Source organism: Bacillus sp. JZ105 (assembly GCF_053903125.1).
In genome coordinates this window covers 2922204-2938765 of sequence record NZ_CP096387.1, presented here as the reverse complement: position 1 = coordinate 2938765, position 16562 = coordinate 2922204, and the positions used below count along the sequence as shown (strand labels likewise).

General features: G+C 40.5%; 22 protein-coding genes. 17 read left to right on the top strand and 5 right to left on the bottom strand.

Annotated features, from left to right (window positions below):
• Positions 1–35: 35 nt before the first annotated feature.
• Positions 36–779: a (S)-benzoin forming benzil reductase gene (locus M1D81_RS15230; RefSeq protein ID WP_456267102.1), complete on the top strand. Its 744-nt coding sequence runs from the start codon at positions 36–38 to the stop codon at positions 777–779.
• Positions 780–1078: 299 nt separating this feature from the next.
• Positions 1079–1612: an HD domain-containing protein gene (locus M1D81_RS15225; protein ID WP_024423336.1), complete on the top strand. Its 534-nt coding sequence runs from the start codon at positions 1079–1081 to the stop codon at positions 1610–1612.
• On the opposite strand, the gene M1D81_RS15220 is transcribed toward M1D81_RS15225, so the two are convergent.
• A complete protein-coding gene (locus M1D81_RS15220) occupies positions 1609–3096 on the bottom strand; it encodes an esterase/lipase family protein (RefSeq protein ID WP_456266466.1) in 1488 nt (495 codons plus the stop codon). The two genes, M1D81_RS15225 and M1D81_RS15220, sit on opposite strands and share 4 nt — an antisense overlap.
• A gap of 176 nt (positions 3097–3272) precedes the next feature.
• Between M1D81_RS15220 and M1D81_RS15215 the strand changes: the two genes are divergently transcribed.
• The 9 genes from M1D81_RS15215 (at position 3273) to M1D81_RS15175 (ending at position 9651) form a co-directional block, all read left to right on the top strand.
• Positions 3273–3509 (top strand): YuzF family protein, encoded by a 237-nt coding sequence (locus tag M1D81_RS15215; protein WP_024423334.1) that lies wholly within the window; start codon positions 3273–3275, stop codon positions 3507–3509.
• Positions 3510–3692: 183 nt separating this feature from the next.
• Positions 3693–4796, top strand: coding sequence for an AI-2E family transporter (locus M1D81_RS15210; protein ID WP_456266467.1), 1104 nt, complete (start codon positions 3693–3695; stop codon positions 4794–4796).
• 66 nt (positions 4797–4862) lie between these two features.
• Positions 4863–5084 (top strand): spore germination protein, encoded by a 222-nt coding sequence (locus M1D81_RS15205; RefSeq protein ID WP_003213446.1) that lies wholly within the window; start codon positions 4863–4865, stop codon positions 5082–5084.
• Positions 5085–5182: 98 nt separating this feature from the next.
• Positions 5183–5404 carry a spore germination protein gene (locus tag M1D81_RS15200; RefSeq protein WP_024425952.1) on the top strand — a complete coding sequence of 74 codons (222 nt, stop codon included), beginning with the start codon at positions 5183–5185 and terminating at the stop codon, positions 5402–5404.
• Between the two features lie 97 nt (positions 5405–5501).
• The gene (locus tag M1D81_RS15195; RefSeq protein WP_024423330.1) at positions 5502–5750 is read left to right on the top strand and encodes a YueH family protein; all 249 of its coding nucleotides are present in this window, start codon (positions 5502–5504) and stop codon (positions 5748–5750) included.
• Between the two features lie 27 nt (positions 5751–5777).
• Positions 5778–6185 (top strand): YueI family protein, encoded by a 408-nt coding sequence (locus M1D81_RS15190; RefSeq protein ID WP_024423329.1) that lies wholly within the window; start codon positions 5778–5780, stop codon positions 6183–6185.
• Between the two features lie 60 nt (positions 6186–6245).
• Positions 6246–6797: a cysteine hydrolase family protein gene (locus M1D81_RS15185; protein WP_456266468.1), complete on the top strand. Its 552-nt coding sequence runs from the start codon at positions 6246–6248 to the stop codon at positions 6795–6797.
• Between the two features lie 17 nt (positions 6798–6814).
• Positions 6815–8287 (top strand): nicotinate phosphoribosyltransferase, encoded by a 1473-nt coding sequence (locus tag M1D81_RS15180; protein ID WP_024423327.1) that lies wholly within the window; start codon positions 6815–6817, stop codon positions 8285–8287.
• Between the two features lie 137 nt (positions 8288–8424).
• Positions 8425–9651 carry an EAL and HDOD domain-containing protein gene (locus tag M1D81_RS15175; RefSeq protein ID WP_456267103.1) on the top strand — a complete coding sequence of 409 codons (1227 nt, stop codon included), beginning with the start codon at positions 8425–8427 and terminating at the stop codon, positions 9649–9651.
• Positions 9652–9686: 35 nt separating this feature from the next.
• On the opposite strand, the gene M1D81_RS15170 is transcribed toward M1D81_RS15175, so the two are convergent.
• Positions 9687–10043, bottom strand: a complete 357-nt coding sequence (locus M1D81_RS15170) for a hypothetical protein (protein WP_041115816.1) — start codon at positions 10041–10043, stop codon at positions 9687–9689.
• 504 nt (positions 10044–10547) lie between these two features.
• Here M1D81_RS15170 and degQ point away from each other — a divergent pair.
• The 6 genes from degQ to M1D81_RS15140 all read left to right on the top strand — a co-directional run bounded on the left by degQ (position 10548) and on the right by M1D81_RS15140 (position 15354).
• A complete protein-coding gene (degQ, locus tag M1D81_RS15165; RefSeq protein WP_003213123.1) occupies positions 10548–10688 on the top strand; it encodes a degradation enzyme regulation protein DegQ in 141 nt (46 codons plus the stop codon).
• Positions 10689–10839: 151 nt separating this feature from the next.
• Positions 10840–11763, top strand: a complete 924-nt coding sequence (locus M1D81_RS15160) for a polyprenyl synthetase family protein (protein WP_456266469.1) — start codon at positions 10840–10842, stop codon at positions 11761–11763.
• Entirely contained in the window at positions 11741–11914 is a 174-nt protein-coding gene (comX, locus tag M1D81_RS15155) for a competence pheromone ComX (protein ID WP_060698182.1), read from the top strand. Before M1D81_RS15160 ends, comX begins: the two co-directional genes overlap by 23 nt.
• A 13-nt stretch (positions 11915–11927) precedes the next feature.
• A complete protein-coding gene (locus M1D81_RS15150; protein WP_456266470.1) occupies positions 11928–14219 on the top strand; it encodes an ATP-binding protein in 2292 nt (763 codons plus the stop codon).
• 80 nt (positions 14220–14299) lie between these two features.
• Positions 14300–14941 (top strand): response regulator transcription factor, encoded by a 642-nt coding sequence (locus M1D81_RS15145; protein ID WP_456266471.1) that lies wholly within the window; start codon positions 14300–14302, stop codon positions 14939–14941.
• Between the two features lie 23 nt (positions 14942–14964).
• Positions 14965–15354, top strand: a complete 390-nt coding sequence (locus M1D81_RS15140) for a hotdog fold thioesterase (RefSeq protein WP_095409463.1) — start codon at positions 14965–14967, stop codon at positions 15352–15354.
• 85 nt (positions 15355–15439) lie between these two features.
• On the opposite strand, the gene mnhG is transcribed toward M1D81_RS15140, so the two are convergent.
• The 3 genes from mnhG to M1D81_RS15125 are packed head-to-tail and all read right to left on the bottom strand — an operon-like array spanning position 15440 to position 16558.
• Complete coding sequence (gene mnhG / locus M1D81_RS15135; RefSeq protein ID WP_024423320.1) at positions 15440–15814, bottom strand: monovalent cation/H(+) antiporter subunit G; 375 nt, start codon at positions 15812–15814, stop codon at positions 15440–15442.
• Positions 15798–16079, bottom strand: coding sequence for a Na(+)/H(+) antiporter subunit F1 (locus M1D81_RS15130; protein ID WP_024425942.1), 282 nt, complete (start codon positions 16077–16079; stop codon positions 15798–15800). The genes mnhG and M1D81_RS15130 overlap by 17 nt, the downstream gene beginning before the upstream one ends.
• Entirely contained in the window at positions 16079–16558 is a 480-nt protein-coding gene (locus tag M1D81_RS15125; protein ID WP_024425941.1) for a Na+/H+ antiporter subunit E, read from the bottom strand. The genes M1D81_RS15130 and M1D81_RS15125 overlap by 1 nt, the downstream gene beginning before the upstream one ends.
• Positions 16559–16562: the final 4 nt, after the last annotated feature.

Sequence of the window (16562 nt, the reverse complement as noted above, 5' to 3'; positions counted from 1 at the left end):
TACGTAAAATAGTGATATCAAGGGAGGAGATTGTCATTCGAATTTCAATCGTTACAGGCGGATCAAAAGGTTTTGGCCTAGCACTTGTAAACAGGCTGCTTTCACGCGGGGATCATGTGTACACGGCAGCAAGAAGTGCATCGCCGATATCCCATCCGAAGCTTACACATACCCAGGTTGATCTGACCGATGAAGAAGCAGCGGCCAAATGGCTTCAACATAGTCTCACGCCGCACACTTTGGCAGATGCTGATGACATCTTGCTTGTCAACAATGCAGGAATGGTCACACCTATCAAGCGCGTTGGACAAGGCGGACAGGATACGCTTCATCAGCATTATACATTGAATCTTGTCATTCCTGTTTTACTGAGCCATGTGTTTGCCAAGCAGACTCAATCATTTAACGGAAAGAAAACGATCGTTCATCTCTCTTCTGGAGCGGCGAAAAACCCATACAAAGGCTGGAGTGCGTATTGCAGTTCAAAGGCAGGACTTGATATGTTTATGAGAACTTTCCATGAGGAACAGCAGGACGAGGCGCATCCGATCAACACGTTTTCCTTTTCACCCGGCACGATCGATACAGATATGCAGGGGGAAATTCGGAAGTCATCAAAACAAGACTTTGAACAAATAGACCGTTTTCAGCAATTATATGAAACAGGCACACTGAAGAGTCCAGATGAAGTAGCAGGTATTTTGCTTGATCTTTTAACTGATGAACCAGCTGGCGGATGTGTCTACGATGCACGTGAGTATGTGAAAAAGCAGTCATAACGACTGCTGCGGCGTGAAGACAAACCCTCGCATTCGGTGTCAGGCCTGCGTGCCGGTGCTCACGAATCTCAAATTCGCTCCGCGCCAGTACTCGGCTTTCCTAGACTTCAAGGGTTCTCATATCACGCTGAAAAGGAGAAAAAAAGCAGTCATAGTGACTGCTTTTTTCGTATTGTACAAGCAAAAACAGCTCATTTGACATAAGCTATTCTTGAGACTCATAGAAAATATAACAGAACATTTGAGTTTCTTTTCAGAATATGTTAGGATGCTAAAAATATAGATAAGGAGGGGTTTCCATGAGAAAGGTTACATTAATGGATGTTTACACCCATCCAGTCGCTCAAAAATATTTAAATCGTTCAGGAAAAGCCCATGCGATTGCTTGTGCTTATCACGCATTCAAACTGGCGGTGCAGGCTGGGATTAATCCAGATCTCGCTGTGAAAGCAGCCCTCTTGCACGACATCGGCCACTATGAATGGTATACAGCTGGCGGAGAATGGGATTACGAGACATATAGACGGAATGATATTCATGCCATTAAAGGCGCAGAGCGGGCTCACAAACTGCTCATACGCCTCGGTGAGGAACCAAAGGCAGCCAAAGATATTGCGCTTGCGATTCTGCTTCATACTGATTCATATTTGCCAGAGGGCGACCTTCATAAGGACACACTTCAGCAAATCGTCAAGAAAGCAGATGAAATGGATGAAGAGCCTGGCGGACATCACCATTACAGACAAATAGACGAGTCACTTGCAATGAAAAAAATCACGGAATTGGATCAGAAAGTGCAGCAGGCACTTCAGCCCATGAAACGTTCTGTTTAGTATGGAATGTCTCCATGAATATTTCCATCCTGATCGACATACAATGTGCGAATAACGGTACGGTTAAATGCAGATGTACCTGATGCAGTGAGTCCGGTGTAATGAACCGTGACAGAATAAGCACCTTCTTTTTTCAATTGAACAGCTGATGAAGCAGTTGTTTTGAGAGGATGATCTTTTTGGGCATCCTTAAAGTAAAAGGTTTCTACTTTCTTGCTTAATCGTTTAATCAGACCGCTTGAATGGGTCGATGCATCATCCCCTGATTTCGCTGCCTCTGCTTTGATTTCGTCATTTAATGGTGAATCAAAGGATACGAGCAGCAAATAAGGAGCCTTTTTTCCTGAATTTGACCGCATCGTCCATTTTCCAGGAACGGGTTTATTGATTTGCACATGGTGCGAAAATGCGCCTTCATATGGGAAAGATGCTTCCGATGTCTTCAGATTTGTTAAGACGTCTCCATTTGGGGCGATGATTTCCGGCCGCGCCTCATGCCTTTCATTTAACCACTGAATCGATAAGCCATTCGTTCCTTCCTCTACATAGAACGCTTCTGTTTTATCCTTTTCACTTTCACCGCCTTTCACATAAACATCTGTATTCAGCTCAGTAGAGTTCGGGCTCTCTATCTTTTCTTTTTCAGCGCTTGCGGCATTTGCCAGCAGCTGATGCTGAAACACTGGGAACATGCTTGTGCCGTTTTTAATTGAGTTGTGATCCCATTTCCCTGTTAAAATATTGTTTGCATATGATAGTCTTGTGCTGCTTACCGTGACGGCGCCATCGTTTGCACCAAAGCTCTTTAAATACATGCCGCCTAAGTACAGCACCCCGCCAAATGTTCCCCATTCCGATCCCGAATACGTGATGTATTTATGAGGAAACTTCTCCAGCTTGTCGGTTTCACTTCGAAAAGCCGCCATGAGCCCCGTTTGCAAAGAATAGAGCGCGTCGCTTTTTTGTCCAAGAATTTCCGCGAGCCAGCTTCCGCCCTTGCTATACGCTAAATCTGCCAGCGGCGTTCCGTAATGTGGGGAGCCGAGTGTGATGACCTTCTCTACATATGGATGGGCATTGTGATACACGAGTGCGGACTGTGTATCCACCCCGCCTTTACTATGACCAATCACAATGAGTTTTCGACCGAACACATCATAGATTTCTTTTAGCTTTTCTGCTAATAGTTTGCCATTCTTTTTCGTATCCTGATCTGGATACAAATCTATGAATGCGCTTTCGTATCCGTTCAGAACAGCTTGCTTTGCCATGTCGTTTCGGTCGAACCATGTGGAGGAGGAGCTGTTAATGCCGTGAACAAAAACAAGTGGCGGTTTTGACTCGTCTTTTTGAGCTGGCTCTTCTCCTTTAAACCACTTCCCAGGCGTCCCAGGTTCATCTCCAATGGATCCTGCATACGCATAACTTGCATAGGAAAAAAAGAGCATGACAGCAGCGAGACAGATGAGTTTTTTCAAGATCATTCACCTCTTCAAATGATTTAAGTTGTTGGCAGCACCAATCTATTATACTTCTAAAAGATGTAAAATTACATAAAATGTTAAAATATGGTATTTGGGTTGTGAGTTTGCCCTGAGTGACATTCACATGGGTCATTGCATAAGCTGTGGGTAAATACACAAGTAAAGGGGCAGGTAGGATGGCACAACAAGGAAGTCCGCAGCTTGTTTCATTAGTTGATCCATATGTTTATCAAACATTGCAGAAAGTGATCGGTATGAGATTAATTGTTCAAACAGTGAAAGATACAGTGCGCGGAAAATTGAAGGAAGTCATGCCGGATCATATTGTCATTGAGGCGGGGGCAAAATCAGTTTTTTATGTGCGGATCCAGCAAATTGTATCGGTGATGCCTGATCACAGTGAAAGAGTGTAACAAGCAGACGCAAAGGTGTCTGCTTTTTTCATACTTATAGAATGTATATCTGGAAAAAGTGCATGATATACCAATTGTTCTTTTTTTTACAAAAAATGAGGTTCTAAAACAAGAAGCAGTTGACAGAAGGTGGGTTGAATAGTAGTTTTTTAATAAGATCAATACGTAACAGGAGGAGCATCTTTGTTAAAATCTAAAGTTCATTTTTGGACATTCCAAATATTACTTGTTTTACTCATTGTTTATGTATCAACAAAGGTTTCGTTTTTATTTCAGCCGATTATTTTATTTGCATCTACCTTGTTTGTTCCCATCTTGCTGGCTGGAATTCTCTTTTTCATCTTTAATCCAATTGTTCGATTGTTGTCCAAGAAAATTCCTAGGACACTTGCTATCCTGATCATTTATCTGTTGTTTATCGGACTCATCACGTTCATTGTGAATGCTGCGGGACCGGTTATTGTCACGCAGGTCGGTGGACTTGTCAAAAGCTTCCCTGGTTATGTGACGGATATGCAGAAATTTATCAACGACTTCTCGCATTCTAAAACATTTACTTGGATGATGAACCAAGATTATGTCTCCGTTTCGAAGTTTGAAGAGACAATTGTTTCGACATTAAAAGATTTGCCGGAAAATATTGCTTCAAGCATGTCTGCGGTGTTTGGCGTGATTGCCAATATTGCTTTAGCTGTGATCACAGTTCCATTTATTTTGTTTTATATGTTGAAAGACGGACATAAGTTTCCGGACAAGCTTGTTCAATTTTTGCCAATGCCTTACCGTAAGGAAGGATTGAAAATCTTTAAAGAATTAAACGATACGCTTGCGGCTTACATACAAGGGCAGATTGTTGTCTGTTTATTTGTTGGAGCGGCTTGTTTTATCGGATACTTATTAATCGGTGTGAAATATGCGCTCATTCTCGGCATTATCATTGCGGTCACAAATGTGATTCCGTACCTTGGGCCATATCTTGGCGCGGCACCAGCTGTGCTTATTGCGTTTCTTGATTCGCCTGGAAAAGCGGTGGTGACAGTTATTGTCATTCTTGTCGTTCAGCAAATTGACGGAAATGTCATTTCTCCATTGATCATTGGGAAACGCCTCAACACACATCCTTTGACCATTATCCTGCTATTAATTGGGGCAGGAAGCTTTGGCGGAATCCTTGGCATGATCTTTGCGGTCCCTGTCTATGCACTGCTCAAAGCCATCACCTTGAATATTGTCAGATTGGTGCAGCTGCGTCAGCGGTCTCGCAAAGAACAGCATTTAAACGTGTAGGACAGATGCACACCTTTTCCCTTCTTGCATAAGATGATTGAGATAAGCAGATAGGGGGAGATTCTGATGCCTGCAATCGTTGGCCCTATTCATATCGAGTCGTTAGGAGGAAACGGTGCAGCTACTTTCGGTGATGTCCTGGCCATTGCCCCTTTGGCTGTAGACCACTCTACTGGCGGTGCGGGAGCCTTTAATTCAGGTGATTATATGTCACTTACAAGTGATCCGAATGCGACGATGCTTTGGGACTTTACATTGTTTGGCCAGCCTCAATCATTTAACGCATAGAAAGACAGCTGATGATCACAGATCAGCTGTCTTTTTTATTTTTCATACACGTATTTTTGAGCTGGGCATATGATGTGGGGAGAAAAGGTGGTGGAAAGATGCCAGCGATTGTTGGACCTATTCATATTGACCGTGTGATTGGAAATGGTTCTGCACATTTCGGTGATGTTTTTGCCATTTCGCCTAAAAGTGTCGATCACTCCGCCGGTGGATCAGGTACCTATAATGCAGGGGACTTTGTCCAATTTTTTAGCAGTCCAAACGTTACGTTTATGTGGGATATAGACCTGATCAGCCAGCAAAAGAGCTTTAATGCATAGCCAGCTTTGAAAGGGAATTCCTTTTCAGAAGCTGTCTTTTTTTATGGTACAATGGATATGGATGTAAGAAGAAAAAAAGAGGTGTGAACTGAGTCAAATGAAAATTAGAAAAGCACACATCACAAGCGGACAACCAAAGACCTACAATGTATATTTACATGAAAATAAAAAAGAATATAAAACGCTTGTAGCCGTACCTGACATTGAATGGAGTATTTCCATTGCCTATGAGGACGAAAAGGAGCAGCTCATCCATACGCTTGAACAATCCTTAATGGAAAGAGTAGAAACAGACGAAGCCCGTGACCTCGCACTCAAAATTGTGCACTGGGTCACAGAAATGTAAATTTAGAAACCAGGAGTGAAAACAGCGATGAAAGAAGAATCCGTAGACTTTTATTTGCAGCAAGGGATATTTGGACATGCTGAAACAAAACCTGATGAACGAAGGATGTTTCTTGGTTCATTAAGGGAACGAGCGCTTCTCGCCCTGACAAAGGGACAGGTATCAAGAAATAAACCGTATCAAGAGGTGGAACAAGTATTGAAGGCCAATCGACAGGCCTCCCTTCTTTTAAATGGTGAACTGTCTTATGCTTCTTATTCTCAATATGTGAAAATGGCAAATGCCGCTGGATGTTCCTTTAAAGTGGTGAATCATCACGAAGCACACTCTCCTTTTGGTCTTGTCATAGAGATGCCTGGTGCGGTCAATCAGGAGCATATCTATATAGAAGATGAGCTGTTTCAAAAAGCTTTTTCTCATGAATCTGTTGAATAGGTTTCCCTAGTGAAATGGATAAGCTATAATGATTCAAAAGAGCATATGGGAGAGATGCGGATGGGCAAAGCGTTGATTTGTATTGATTATACAGTTGATTTTGTTGCAGACGATGGAAAACTGACATGCGGAAAGCCTGGACAGGCGATTGAGTCTAAGATCACAGAGATCACTTCTTCATTTATTGATGAAGGCCACTTTGTCGTCTTTGCTGTCGATCATCATGAAGAAGAGGACCCTTATCATCCAGAGACAAAGTTATTTCCGCCCCATAATATTCGCGGAACAGAGGGTATTGAACTTTATGGACAACTAAGTTCACTATTTCACACGTCAAAACATTTAAAACATGTCTACTATATGGAAAAAACAAGATACTCTGCTTTTGCAGGCACTCAATTAGAAATGAAACTGCGCGAGCGCGGCATCACGGAACTTCACTTAGCCGGCGTATGTACCGATATTTGTGTACTTCATACAGCTGTTGATGCGTACCATAAAGGCTTTGAACTTGTGATTCACCAAAATGCTGTGGCGAGTTTTAATGAAGCGGGGCACGAGTGGGCACTTTCTCACTTTGAGCAGTCGCTTGGTGCGAAAGTGGTTAAGTAAGGGAAGGAGAATGGAAGTTGGAGCATCGGTTTAATGACGACAGTTTATCACTACATACAGATCTTTATCAAATTAACATGGCAGAAACGTATTGGAGAGACGGCATTCATGAGAAGAAGGCAGTCTTTGAACTCTTCTTTAGAAAGCTTCCATTTGACAATGGCTTCGCTGTATTTGCTGGCTTAGAGAAAGCGATTGAATATTTATCGGACTTTTCCTTCACCGAAAGCGATCTGGCGTATTTAAAAGATGAACTCGGTTATAAAAGCGATTTCATTGACTATTTAAGCGGATTGTCCTTTACAGGTACACTTCATTCAATGCGAGAAGGGGAAATTGTCTTTGCGAATGAACCGATTATGCGCATCGAGGCAACGCTTGTTGAAGCTCAGTTAATTGAAACGGCATTGCTCAATATCGTGAATTTCCAGACGCTGATTGCAACAAAAGCGGCTCGGATTAAAGGAATCATTGAAGATGAGACAGCATTAGAATTTGGAACAAGACGTGCGCATGAAATGGATGCGGCGATGTGGGGAGCAAGAGCGGCACTCATCGGTGGCTTTCAGGCGACAAGTAATGTTCGTGCTGGGAAACGCTTCAACATTCCAGTATCAGGAACACATGCCCACGCACTTGTACAAGCATACCGCGATGAATATACAGCATTTAAAAAATATGCTGAAACACATACAGACTGTGTCTTTTTAGTCGATACGTATGATACTGTCAGATCAGGTATTCCGAATGCGATTAAGGTAGCGAAAGAATTTGGAGACAAAATCAACTTCATTGGTGTCAGACTTGATAGCGGAGACCTTGCATACTTGTCTAAAAAAGCTAGAACAATGCTAGATGAAGCAGGATTCCATGATGCCAAAGTCATTGCATCAAGCGATCTTGATGAACACACCATTATGAACTTAAAGGCACAGGGCGCCAAAATTGATGTGTGGGGTGTTGGAACAAAACTGATCACAGCATTCGATCAGCCAGCCCTCGGTGCAGTGTATAAACTGGTGTCCATTGAAGAAAACGGCAAAATGAATGATACCATCAAAATTTCATCCAACCCAGAGAAAGTGACAACACCAGGCCGTAAACGTGTGTACCGCATTATCAATCAATTGAATCATCATTCTGAGGGTGACTACATTGCGCTTGAAGAGGAAGATGTTCATAGTGAGGATAAACTAAAAATGTTCCATCCTGTGCATACATTTATTAGTAAATTCGTGACAAACTTTGTGGCGAAAGATCTTCACGTCCCGATTTTTGAACAAGGAAAACTTGTCTATGACAATCCAGATATTCAAACGATTCAAGCCTACGTGCAGGACAGTCTTGGACTCTTCTGGGAGGAATACAAACGAATCAGCAAACCAGAAGAATATCCAGTCGATTTGAGTCAAAAATGCTGGGATAATAAAATGCAGTTTATCCATGATGTGAAAAATAAAATCAAAAAAGAGCTTTATGAAAGCGAATGATTTGAAGAAAGAGAGATCATCAAGCCAGGTGGTCTCTTTTTTTTATTTTGACCGATTGAAAGTGAACTAATCGCGCAATCATTTGGTATACTGTAAGCACATCTTGTTTGTCATGGCATAAAGGAGGATTGGAGCAGTTGAGGGTGTTTGTTGCGAGACAGCCTATTTTTAACAGAAAAGAACAAGTCGTATCATATGAGCTGCTTTATAGAGATAGTGAAACCAATACATATAGCGCTGAAGATGGTGATCAAGCGACAACGGACCTCATTATTAACAGTTTTCTAAATATCGGCATTGAAACACTGACAGAAGGAAAACGATGCTATATTAATTTCACCGAAAGCTTGCTTTCATCTGATCTGCTCACCTATTTTGATCCGCATCAGCTTGTGATCGAGATATTAGAAAATGTACCAATTACCCCGGCACTTATTATGAGATGTAAGCAGTTAAAAAAATGGGGATATACGATTGCACTCGATGATTTCTTCCTAAACGGAACACATTATAGTGACAAGCTGCTTGAGGACCTCCTCTACTGCATAGATATTTTAAAAATTGACTTTCTGAAAACCACAACGCAAGAACGAAGAGATATTCTGAATTCGTATAAAAAGTATCGCCTTCGCTTCCTAGCAGAAAAGGTAGAAACGAGAAGAGAATATGAAGAGGCGCTAGAAGCGGGTTTCCACTTGTTTCAAGGGTATTTCTTTAGTGAGCCGCATGTGATATCGGGACGAGCATTATCGACCAGCTTCCATGCGTACCATCAGCTTTTAAATGAGTTAAGCAAGGACCAGCCGAATATTCAGACCGTGACCCATTTTATTGAAAGTGACCTTTCGCTATCATATCAATTATTAAAAATGCTGAATTCAGGCGGCATGAGACGTCTATATCAAATTAAAAGTATCCGGCAGGCAATTATCCTGCTTGGATTTAATGAAATTCGGCGCTGGATCTTTATCCTTTCATTTAAAGAACTGAATGTCCAAGCTAACTCAAGCCAAAAAGAAATTATCAAAATGTCATTCATTCGTGCCAAAACGTGTGAATTGATTGCTTCTCGTACTGAACGAGAGCACCCCGCCTCTTATATGCTGACAGGTATGTTTTCTCTCATTGATACGCTTGTCAGGGCAGATATCACAGAACTTGTGAAGGAACTGCCGCTTTCTGATGAAGTTGGCGAGGCACTGCTTGGCTATGAAAATGATTATTCTTTTGTGCTAGGTGTGGCCAAACGTATTGAACGAAATGAATGGGATGATGAAATGTTAGATGGAAATCTCCCGAAACAGGAAGCCTATGGGTGTTATATAGAAGCCATTGAATGGTGCCATAAAATGTTTGAATCTTAAGAAAAGCCGCTCGCGTGAGAGCGGCTTTTTCTTTGTCATGCCCACTTTAAAAGAAGAAAAAGTCTGCTGGAGGCAAGAGACAAGTAGATGCGAATCCCTTCTGGACTAAAGCGGATATCAATGCCGCTTTTCACACCGATTTGCTTCAGCATTCGGATCACACTTGTCGAATCAGAGCGCTCAGCAGCCTCCATGATGCGCTGCGCAAACGGAAGGGAGCTGGAAATTTGCTGCGTGATGAGTGAAGCATCAGCAACGAGGCGGGCTGATTCTTTTGCAGCTCGTTGAAATGAGTGAGCATCTACTGGAGGAAAAGTCATGGGCGTGCGCGGCGGGTATGCGCGGCTCATTGCGGGAACCTGCAAAGCAGGATAAGGAACATAGTAAAACACATGGTCACCTCTTCTCTCATGACGTGAAATTGGACGGATATCTGTTCTAAATGTATGTAGAAAATCAGAATAAAGAATCAAAATGATCTTTCTATCTTTGTAATTCCAGCATAAAAATAGGTACTTTTGCGGTCAATTTCGGTGAATGTCGCCAAAAAATTGCGGTGTCCACAATAGCGTCTGTCGTCTGACCTATGACACGCAAAACCGAAGATACAGAGGGGATCGTACGTTCTATCGGGAGAGATGTGTGACGAATGATGCCTATTCCTGTCGCAAAAATGACGCAATTCCTTTGAAATAGAGATAAAAGTATGATTTGAAAAGTCAGAAAATGATGAAAAAAGACCTATTGAATTTTGCGGTATCACGCACACGTTTTGTGCATACTTTTCGGTGAAAAAATACTCAATTACATTTACACTGTTAGTAACAGATCAAATACTTATGACCCAATCACCATACACAAATACATTGATCTTCCAAAAAAGGAGAGTGGAATCGATGGAAAAGTATGAAATCGAAGAACTTAAACAATTATTATGGAAACTTGAAAACGAAATCAGAGAAACAACGGCTTCTCTTCATAACATTAACAAAAGCATTGATCAATACGACAAATATGAATATGTGAAAATTTCTTAAAGACTTGATAATCATCAAGTCTTTTTTTTATCCAAATACATACAAAAAAAGGATATATTATTATATAATTGTTAAATAGCGATGTCAGTGGACAATTGCTCTTGTCTTTTTAGTAAAATAAAAGACGAAAGGGTGAGGTACAAGATCGAGTATGCTAAACTATCTAGAGAATACAAAAATCAAGCAGAATATGTCTGATTTTATTCAATATGCAGTCAGGCAGAATGATTTACAAAAGCTGCTTCTGAAATTTACAGATATAAAGAATGAATTCCCTTTTGGACAATTGGCTTACCAGCATTATGAGGCATTTGGCGGTCAAGACAAGCAAGCGATTACAAAACTGGCAGCGGGGATTGAACTTCTCATCTTATCAGCCGATATATTAGATGATATTGAAGATCAGGACAAAGATTCGTATCCTTGGATGAAGTGTCAGAGCGGAATTGCAATGAATGCAGCAAATGTTCTTTTTGTATTGAGCTTTGAAGTCTTTTCAAAGCTTGATCATGCAACGGAGCTTTTAAACAGTGTATACTCCTATTCCATTCAGTCAATGCAAGGACAGCATTTGGATATGACACTGGAGCCGGAGAATGAGCAGGATTGTTTAAATATCATGAAGTTAAAGGCAGGATCACTGTTTGTGTTACCCTGTATGTTAGGGGTTATCTTGGCAACAGGTTCATTTGAAAAAAATGTAGAAGAATATGCTTATTATCTAGGCATGGCAGAGCAGCTTGAAAATGACTATGTGGCTCTTTTTAATAAAAAGAATATTGATTTTAAAAGAATGCAAACATTACCGCTAGTATATTTAAAAAATGAATTTAATCCATCCAGTTCTGACTTGCTCAGTTATTATCAATCAGAGGATAAGAGCATTGGCTCTGAAGAATTAAAGGATAAATTAAAAGAATCTGGCGTTCAACAATATGTATTTATTATGAGAAACCTTCTCAGAAATAAGTTTAAAGAAGCATTCGAAATACTACATTTAGAGGCTTCTAAAAAGGAAAAGCTGATACTTTTTTTAATTGGAGATGGAGAAGATGAACATTCAGAAACTAGTTAGTTATCTAGTGGAGAATCCCTCGGCATTAAAGCAAGTTGCAAATGGAAATGCATCGTTACTTCACGTTGATCAAGTGACTGCAAGCATTATTGTTGAAGGTTTTCAAAAAGAAGATACCATTAGATCAAAAAAATGGAGAGATGCTGGGTGAGTATAGAGGTTCTATGCAAAAATTTTACTCGAAATTAACTGTTATTTTACTGATCCTTAGCTTCATTTATGTGATTTATATTTCCTACATCAATGTGTTTAATATTTTTGTAGGGGCAGTCGTTTCGGTGAATAGTGACGGACAACTTGAAATAGAGGATGTTGTAGATTTTACAGACAGCTATTATGCTGGTGTGAGAAAAGGCGATATCATCCTTGAAGTGAACGGTAACAAAGAACCAACCAAAGAAGTAAGACGAGGTTATTTAGCGAATGTCAAGAGCTTAGTTGTTGATAGACATGGTGATGAAATAGAAATAGAGAATGTAAGCTTATTAAGTCAAGAAAATTTGTTTATTTATTTAATACCTATCATTTTTTATTCGATCAGTCTATTCTGTATATTTATGATTTTAAAAATCAATAGAGCTAGGAAAAAAGAGTCTGCATATATTCTTGCTCTCTTTTTGCTAGCTGTTGCTGTAGCCTATGTAAGCTCTGGCGGCTCTGGTAAAGGGGAATATATTAGCGGTTTTATCGTCATTTCTACGATGACTTGTGTACCCCCGTTGTATATGCATTTTATGTATCAATATTTAAAGGAATTAGGAACGGAAATTATCAGTTGGCGTGTACTTCTTTGTTTGTATGCCGTCCCTTTTATAAATATTGTATTAGAAATTCTGTTTAAAGATATGGTTTTAGCTGCTTTTAACTTACTTTCATTCTTTGCACTTGCATTTATTACGATTATTATCACATTAAGGGCTGCTAAAAAGTTGAAAGGGACTGAAATCGGAAATGTCCTTAGTGCCTTTGCACTTATCTTGATCTCATCATTCAGTCCATTTATGCTATTTTTTATTATTCCTTATTTATTTCATAAATATTTTATTTCACCTTATATCCTAGCATCGTTCGCTTTATTGATTCCGTTTTTCTTAGTCTATCAATTTATGACAAATAAATTATATAATGTTGATTTCTTTTTGGGGAGAATCAAATATTATAGTCTTTTAGCCATCACACCTACTATAGCGGTAGTCGTTATATTTGATTTCATTCAGAAGCCAAGTGCTAACTTTTATACAATGAAATTTACGATTATCACGTATATTCTTATGCTCACTGTCTTCTATTTTAAAGAAATCATCGACTTCCGTTTTCGATTGAAGCGTTTTTCGGAGAAGCATAATTATCAAGATAGCGTGTTTAAATTCACGCAGCTCATTCGTGAGGCGTCATCACTTCACCAAGTGTTCTATCATTTAAAATACACCATTTTAGAAGTACTTGTTGTGAACAAAGCCTTTGTGCTTGAAGTGAAGGCAGATGGACAGGTTGAAGAGATTGATGAATCGACAGAGGACAGTAAGCTATGGAAAAAGTATGTAGACCAATTCCAAGAATTATTAGGTGAAGTTGGAAAAATCATTGCGCTTGATAAAGGATTCATGATGAAAATTGGTGAGCGGGGCGGTCACTCTTTTGTGATTTGCTGTTTATCTAATTTACGGACACCGAAATTGTCGCGCGATGAGATTTCTTGGCTGAAAACATTGGCCTTTTATACAAGTGTCAGTTTAGAAAATGTCGTCAAAATTGAAGAGTTGATGGAGCATCTTGACGATTTGAAACAGCGTGAGGCCAATCCTGCCTGGCTGAAGAAAATCATGTTTGCTATGGAAGAGAAGCAGCGTTCAGATTTAGCGAGAGATCTTCATGATTCCGTGCTACAGGACTTGATATCACTAAAAAGGCAGTCGGAGATGTTTTTAACGAATTTCCAAAACAACCAATGCCCGACATCTATTGAAAATTCGCTTATCTCATGGAATGATCAAATGTCCAAAGTCATTCAAACGACGAGAGAAACGTGTCATGAGCTTCGCCCGCAGCTGCTGTATGATTTAGGTTTAGTAAAGGCGATATCGAAGCTGACTTCTCAAATTCAGGAGGAAGCGCCGTTTCATATTAGGCTGAATACGACACGCTTTGATAAAGAATTGGACATTGATATTGATTCACAGCTGAATATTTACCGAATTGTTCAGGAGCTGTTATCCAATGCCCTGAAGCATTCGAAAGCCACTCAAGTGTTAGTGATGCTGATTTGTATTAAAGATCAGGTTGTTCTTCACTATGAGGATGATGGAGTCGGTTTTGATGCCAGTCATCTTGATCAGCATACAATGAGCATGGGGCTATCGGGAATTAGAGAACGAGTGAAAGCGTTAAATGGAAAGCTTCAAATTCACACAGCCCCGGAAAAAGGGCTCAAGGTGAAAATTGAAATGGAATTGTAACGATTTATTAAGGATTAAGACTTGGCATCAGCCAAGTCTTTTATATAAAATGGAAGTGAGTGATTTAAAGGGAGGAAGACATGAAGAAGATATTGGTCATTGATGATCATCCGGCTGTCATGGAAGGGACAAAAAGCATATTAGAATCAGACCAGCAGCTATCAGTCGATTGTTTAAGTCCTGATGCAGAAGCCGCCTTTTTAAAGACGCATGACTTTTCCATCTATGATGTGATTTTAATGGATTTAAATCTCGGAGATATCAATGGAATGGACATTGCGAAACAAATTTTAGAAACCAACCATCACGTGAAAATTATCATTTATACAGGGTATGAAGTAGATGATTATTTTGAAGAGGCTATTCGGGCTGGATTACACGGTGCAATTAGCAAAACAGAGACGAAAGACAAAATTATTGAATACATACACCGCACATTGCAAGGGGAAGTTGTCATTCAGCTGTCCTATTTAAAGAAATTAATTTCACAGCAGCAAGAAAAGCCAGAACAGGCGCAGCAGACTGATCACGATCTCTTAACCGAACGGGAGTGTTTAATCCTTAGAGAAGTGGAAAAAGGATACACGAACCAGGAGATTGCTGATGTGCTTCATTTGAGCAAGCGGTCAATTGAGTACAGTTTGACATCCATCTTTAATAAGCTGAATGTTGGATCTCGTACAGAAGCGGTGTTAATTGCCAAGTCTGAAAGTGTGCTGTAAACGTGTGAAGGGAGAGGGCCTTAATGGATGTGAGCGGATCAAATACACTGCTTGAGGCACTAGGCATTGAAATTGTAGAGTGCAATGAGTCACGATGCGTGGCAACAATGCCAGTCGATCACAGAACAAAACAGCCATTTGGACTGCTTCACGGAGGAGCATCTGCTGCTCTAGCAGAAACAGTGGCGAGCATGGGGGCTGCGGCTCATTTAGACTTAACGCAGCAAGTTTGCTCAGGTATTGAAATCAATGCCAATCATTTAAAATCTGTACGCGATGGAGTTGTGACAGCGACAGCTGTTCCTGTACATGTAGGCCGGCGTACAATGGTATTTCAAATCGATATAAAAGATGATCGAGACCGGCACATCTGTACGTCAAGATGCACACTTGCTGTCATTGATCGCATATAAAAGAGCTCCCGGTGCAGCGGAAGCTTTTTTTGTATGCTGTTGAGAGGTAAAAAAGAATGGCCCAACATGGCAGGCCATTCTTTTTTTATAAATAAGAATCTTCTTTTCGCTTAATCACAAAGTTACGGAAACCGCCATAATCATCTTGGACACTGCGTTTGTCGAGCTTGACACCAGTATTGTAGGCGGCTCTTCCGATTAAGTGTGCGCCGACTGGTGCTGTCAGGAAGATGAATACGATGCCGAGAAGGATTTTTGCAGAAATAACGCCTGCAAGAAACCATTCGTGAAAAAACACACCTACTAAAATCAGAACAACGCCAAGGGTCGATGCTTTTGATGCAGCATGCATACGTGTGTAAACATCCGGCAGGCGAAGGACACCAATGGCTGAAATCAAACAGAGGATAGCGCCTAGCAGGATAAAGAAAATCACGATGGCTTTAGCGATGACGATCATTTTCAATCACTTCCCCTTTCTCAAGGAATTTGGAAAAAGCGACAGTACCGATAAAGGCAAGGATGCCGAGCAGTAAAATAATCTCAAAGAATGCAGTGGTTTTCAGTAAAATTGAAACGATGGCTGTCATCCCAATTAAATTGATTCCTATCGCATCAAGTGCACTTACACGATCAGGAATAGAGGGACCTTTGATCACTCGTATCACAAAAAGCAAAGTAGACAGCGCAAGAATGCCAAGTGACATTTGCAAAATGAGTTCCATTACTTACCGCTCACCTCCTGAATCGCTTTTTCAAATGAAACCCGGATATCGTGAATGGCTTTTTCAGCATCTTCAATATCCATCGCATGAATGTATAAAATGGACCGATCATCGGAAATATCAATCACTAGTGTACCTGGTGTCAATGTAATCATATTTGCCAGTATGGTGATTTCCCAATCTGTTTTCAAGTCCGTACGAAAGGCGAAAATACCGGGCTTAATCGTGAGCTTTGGAGATAATACGGTCTTTAATACACTTAAATTGGCAAGAAGCAGTTCGCGAATAAAAATGATGATCAACTTGAAAATCGCATAAAGGGCATAACCGTAAAAACGCTGCGGGAAAAATCGCCGCAGCATAAAAATGGCGATCATCCCTAATGCAAAACCTGATACAAAGTCTGCGGCTCTGTATGTATCATTCATAAACATCCATGTAAAGGCGAGGAGAGCGTTTAGTAATATTTGAAAGGCCATGTTC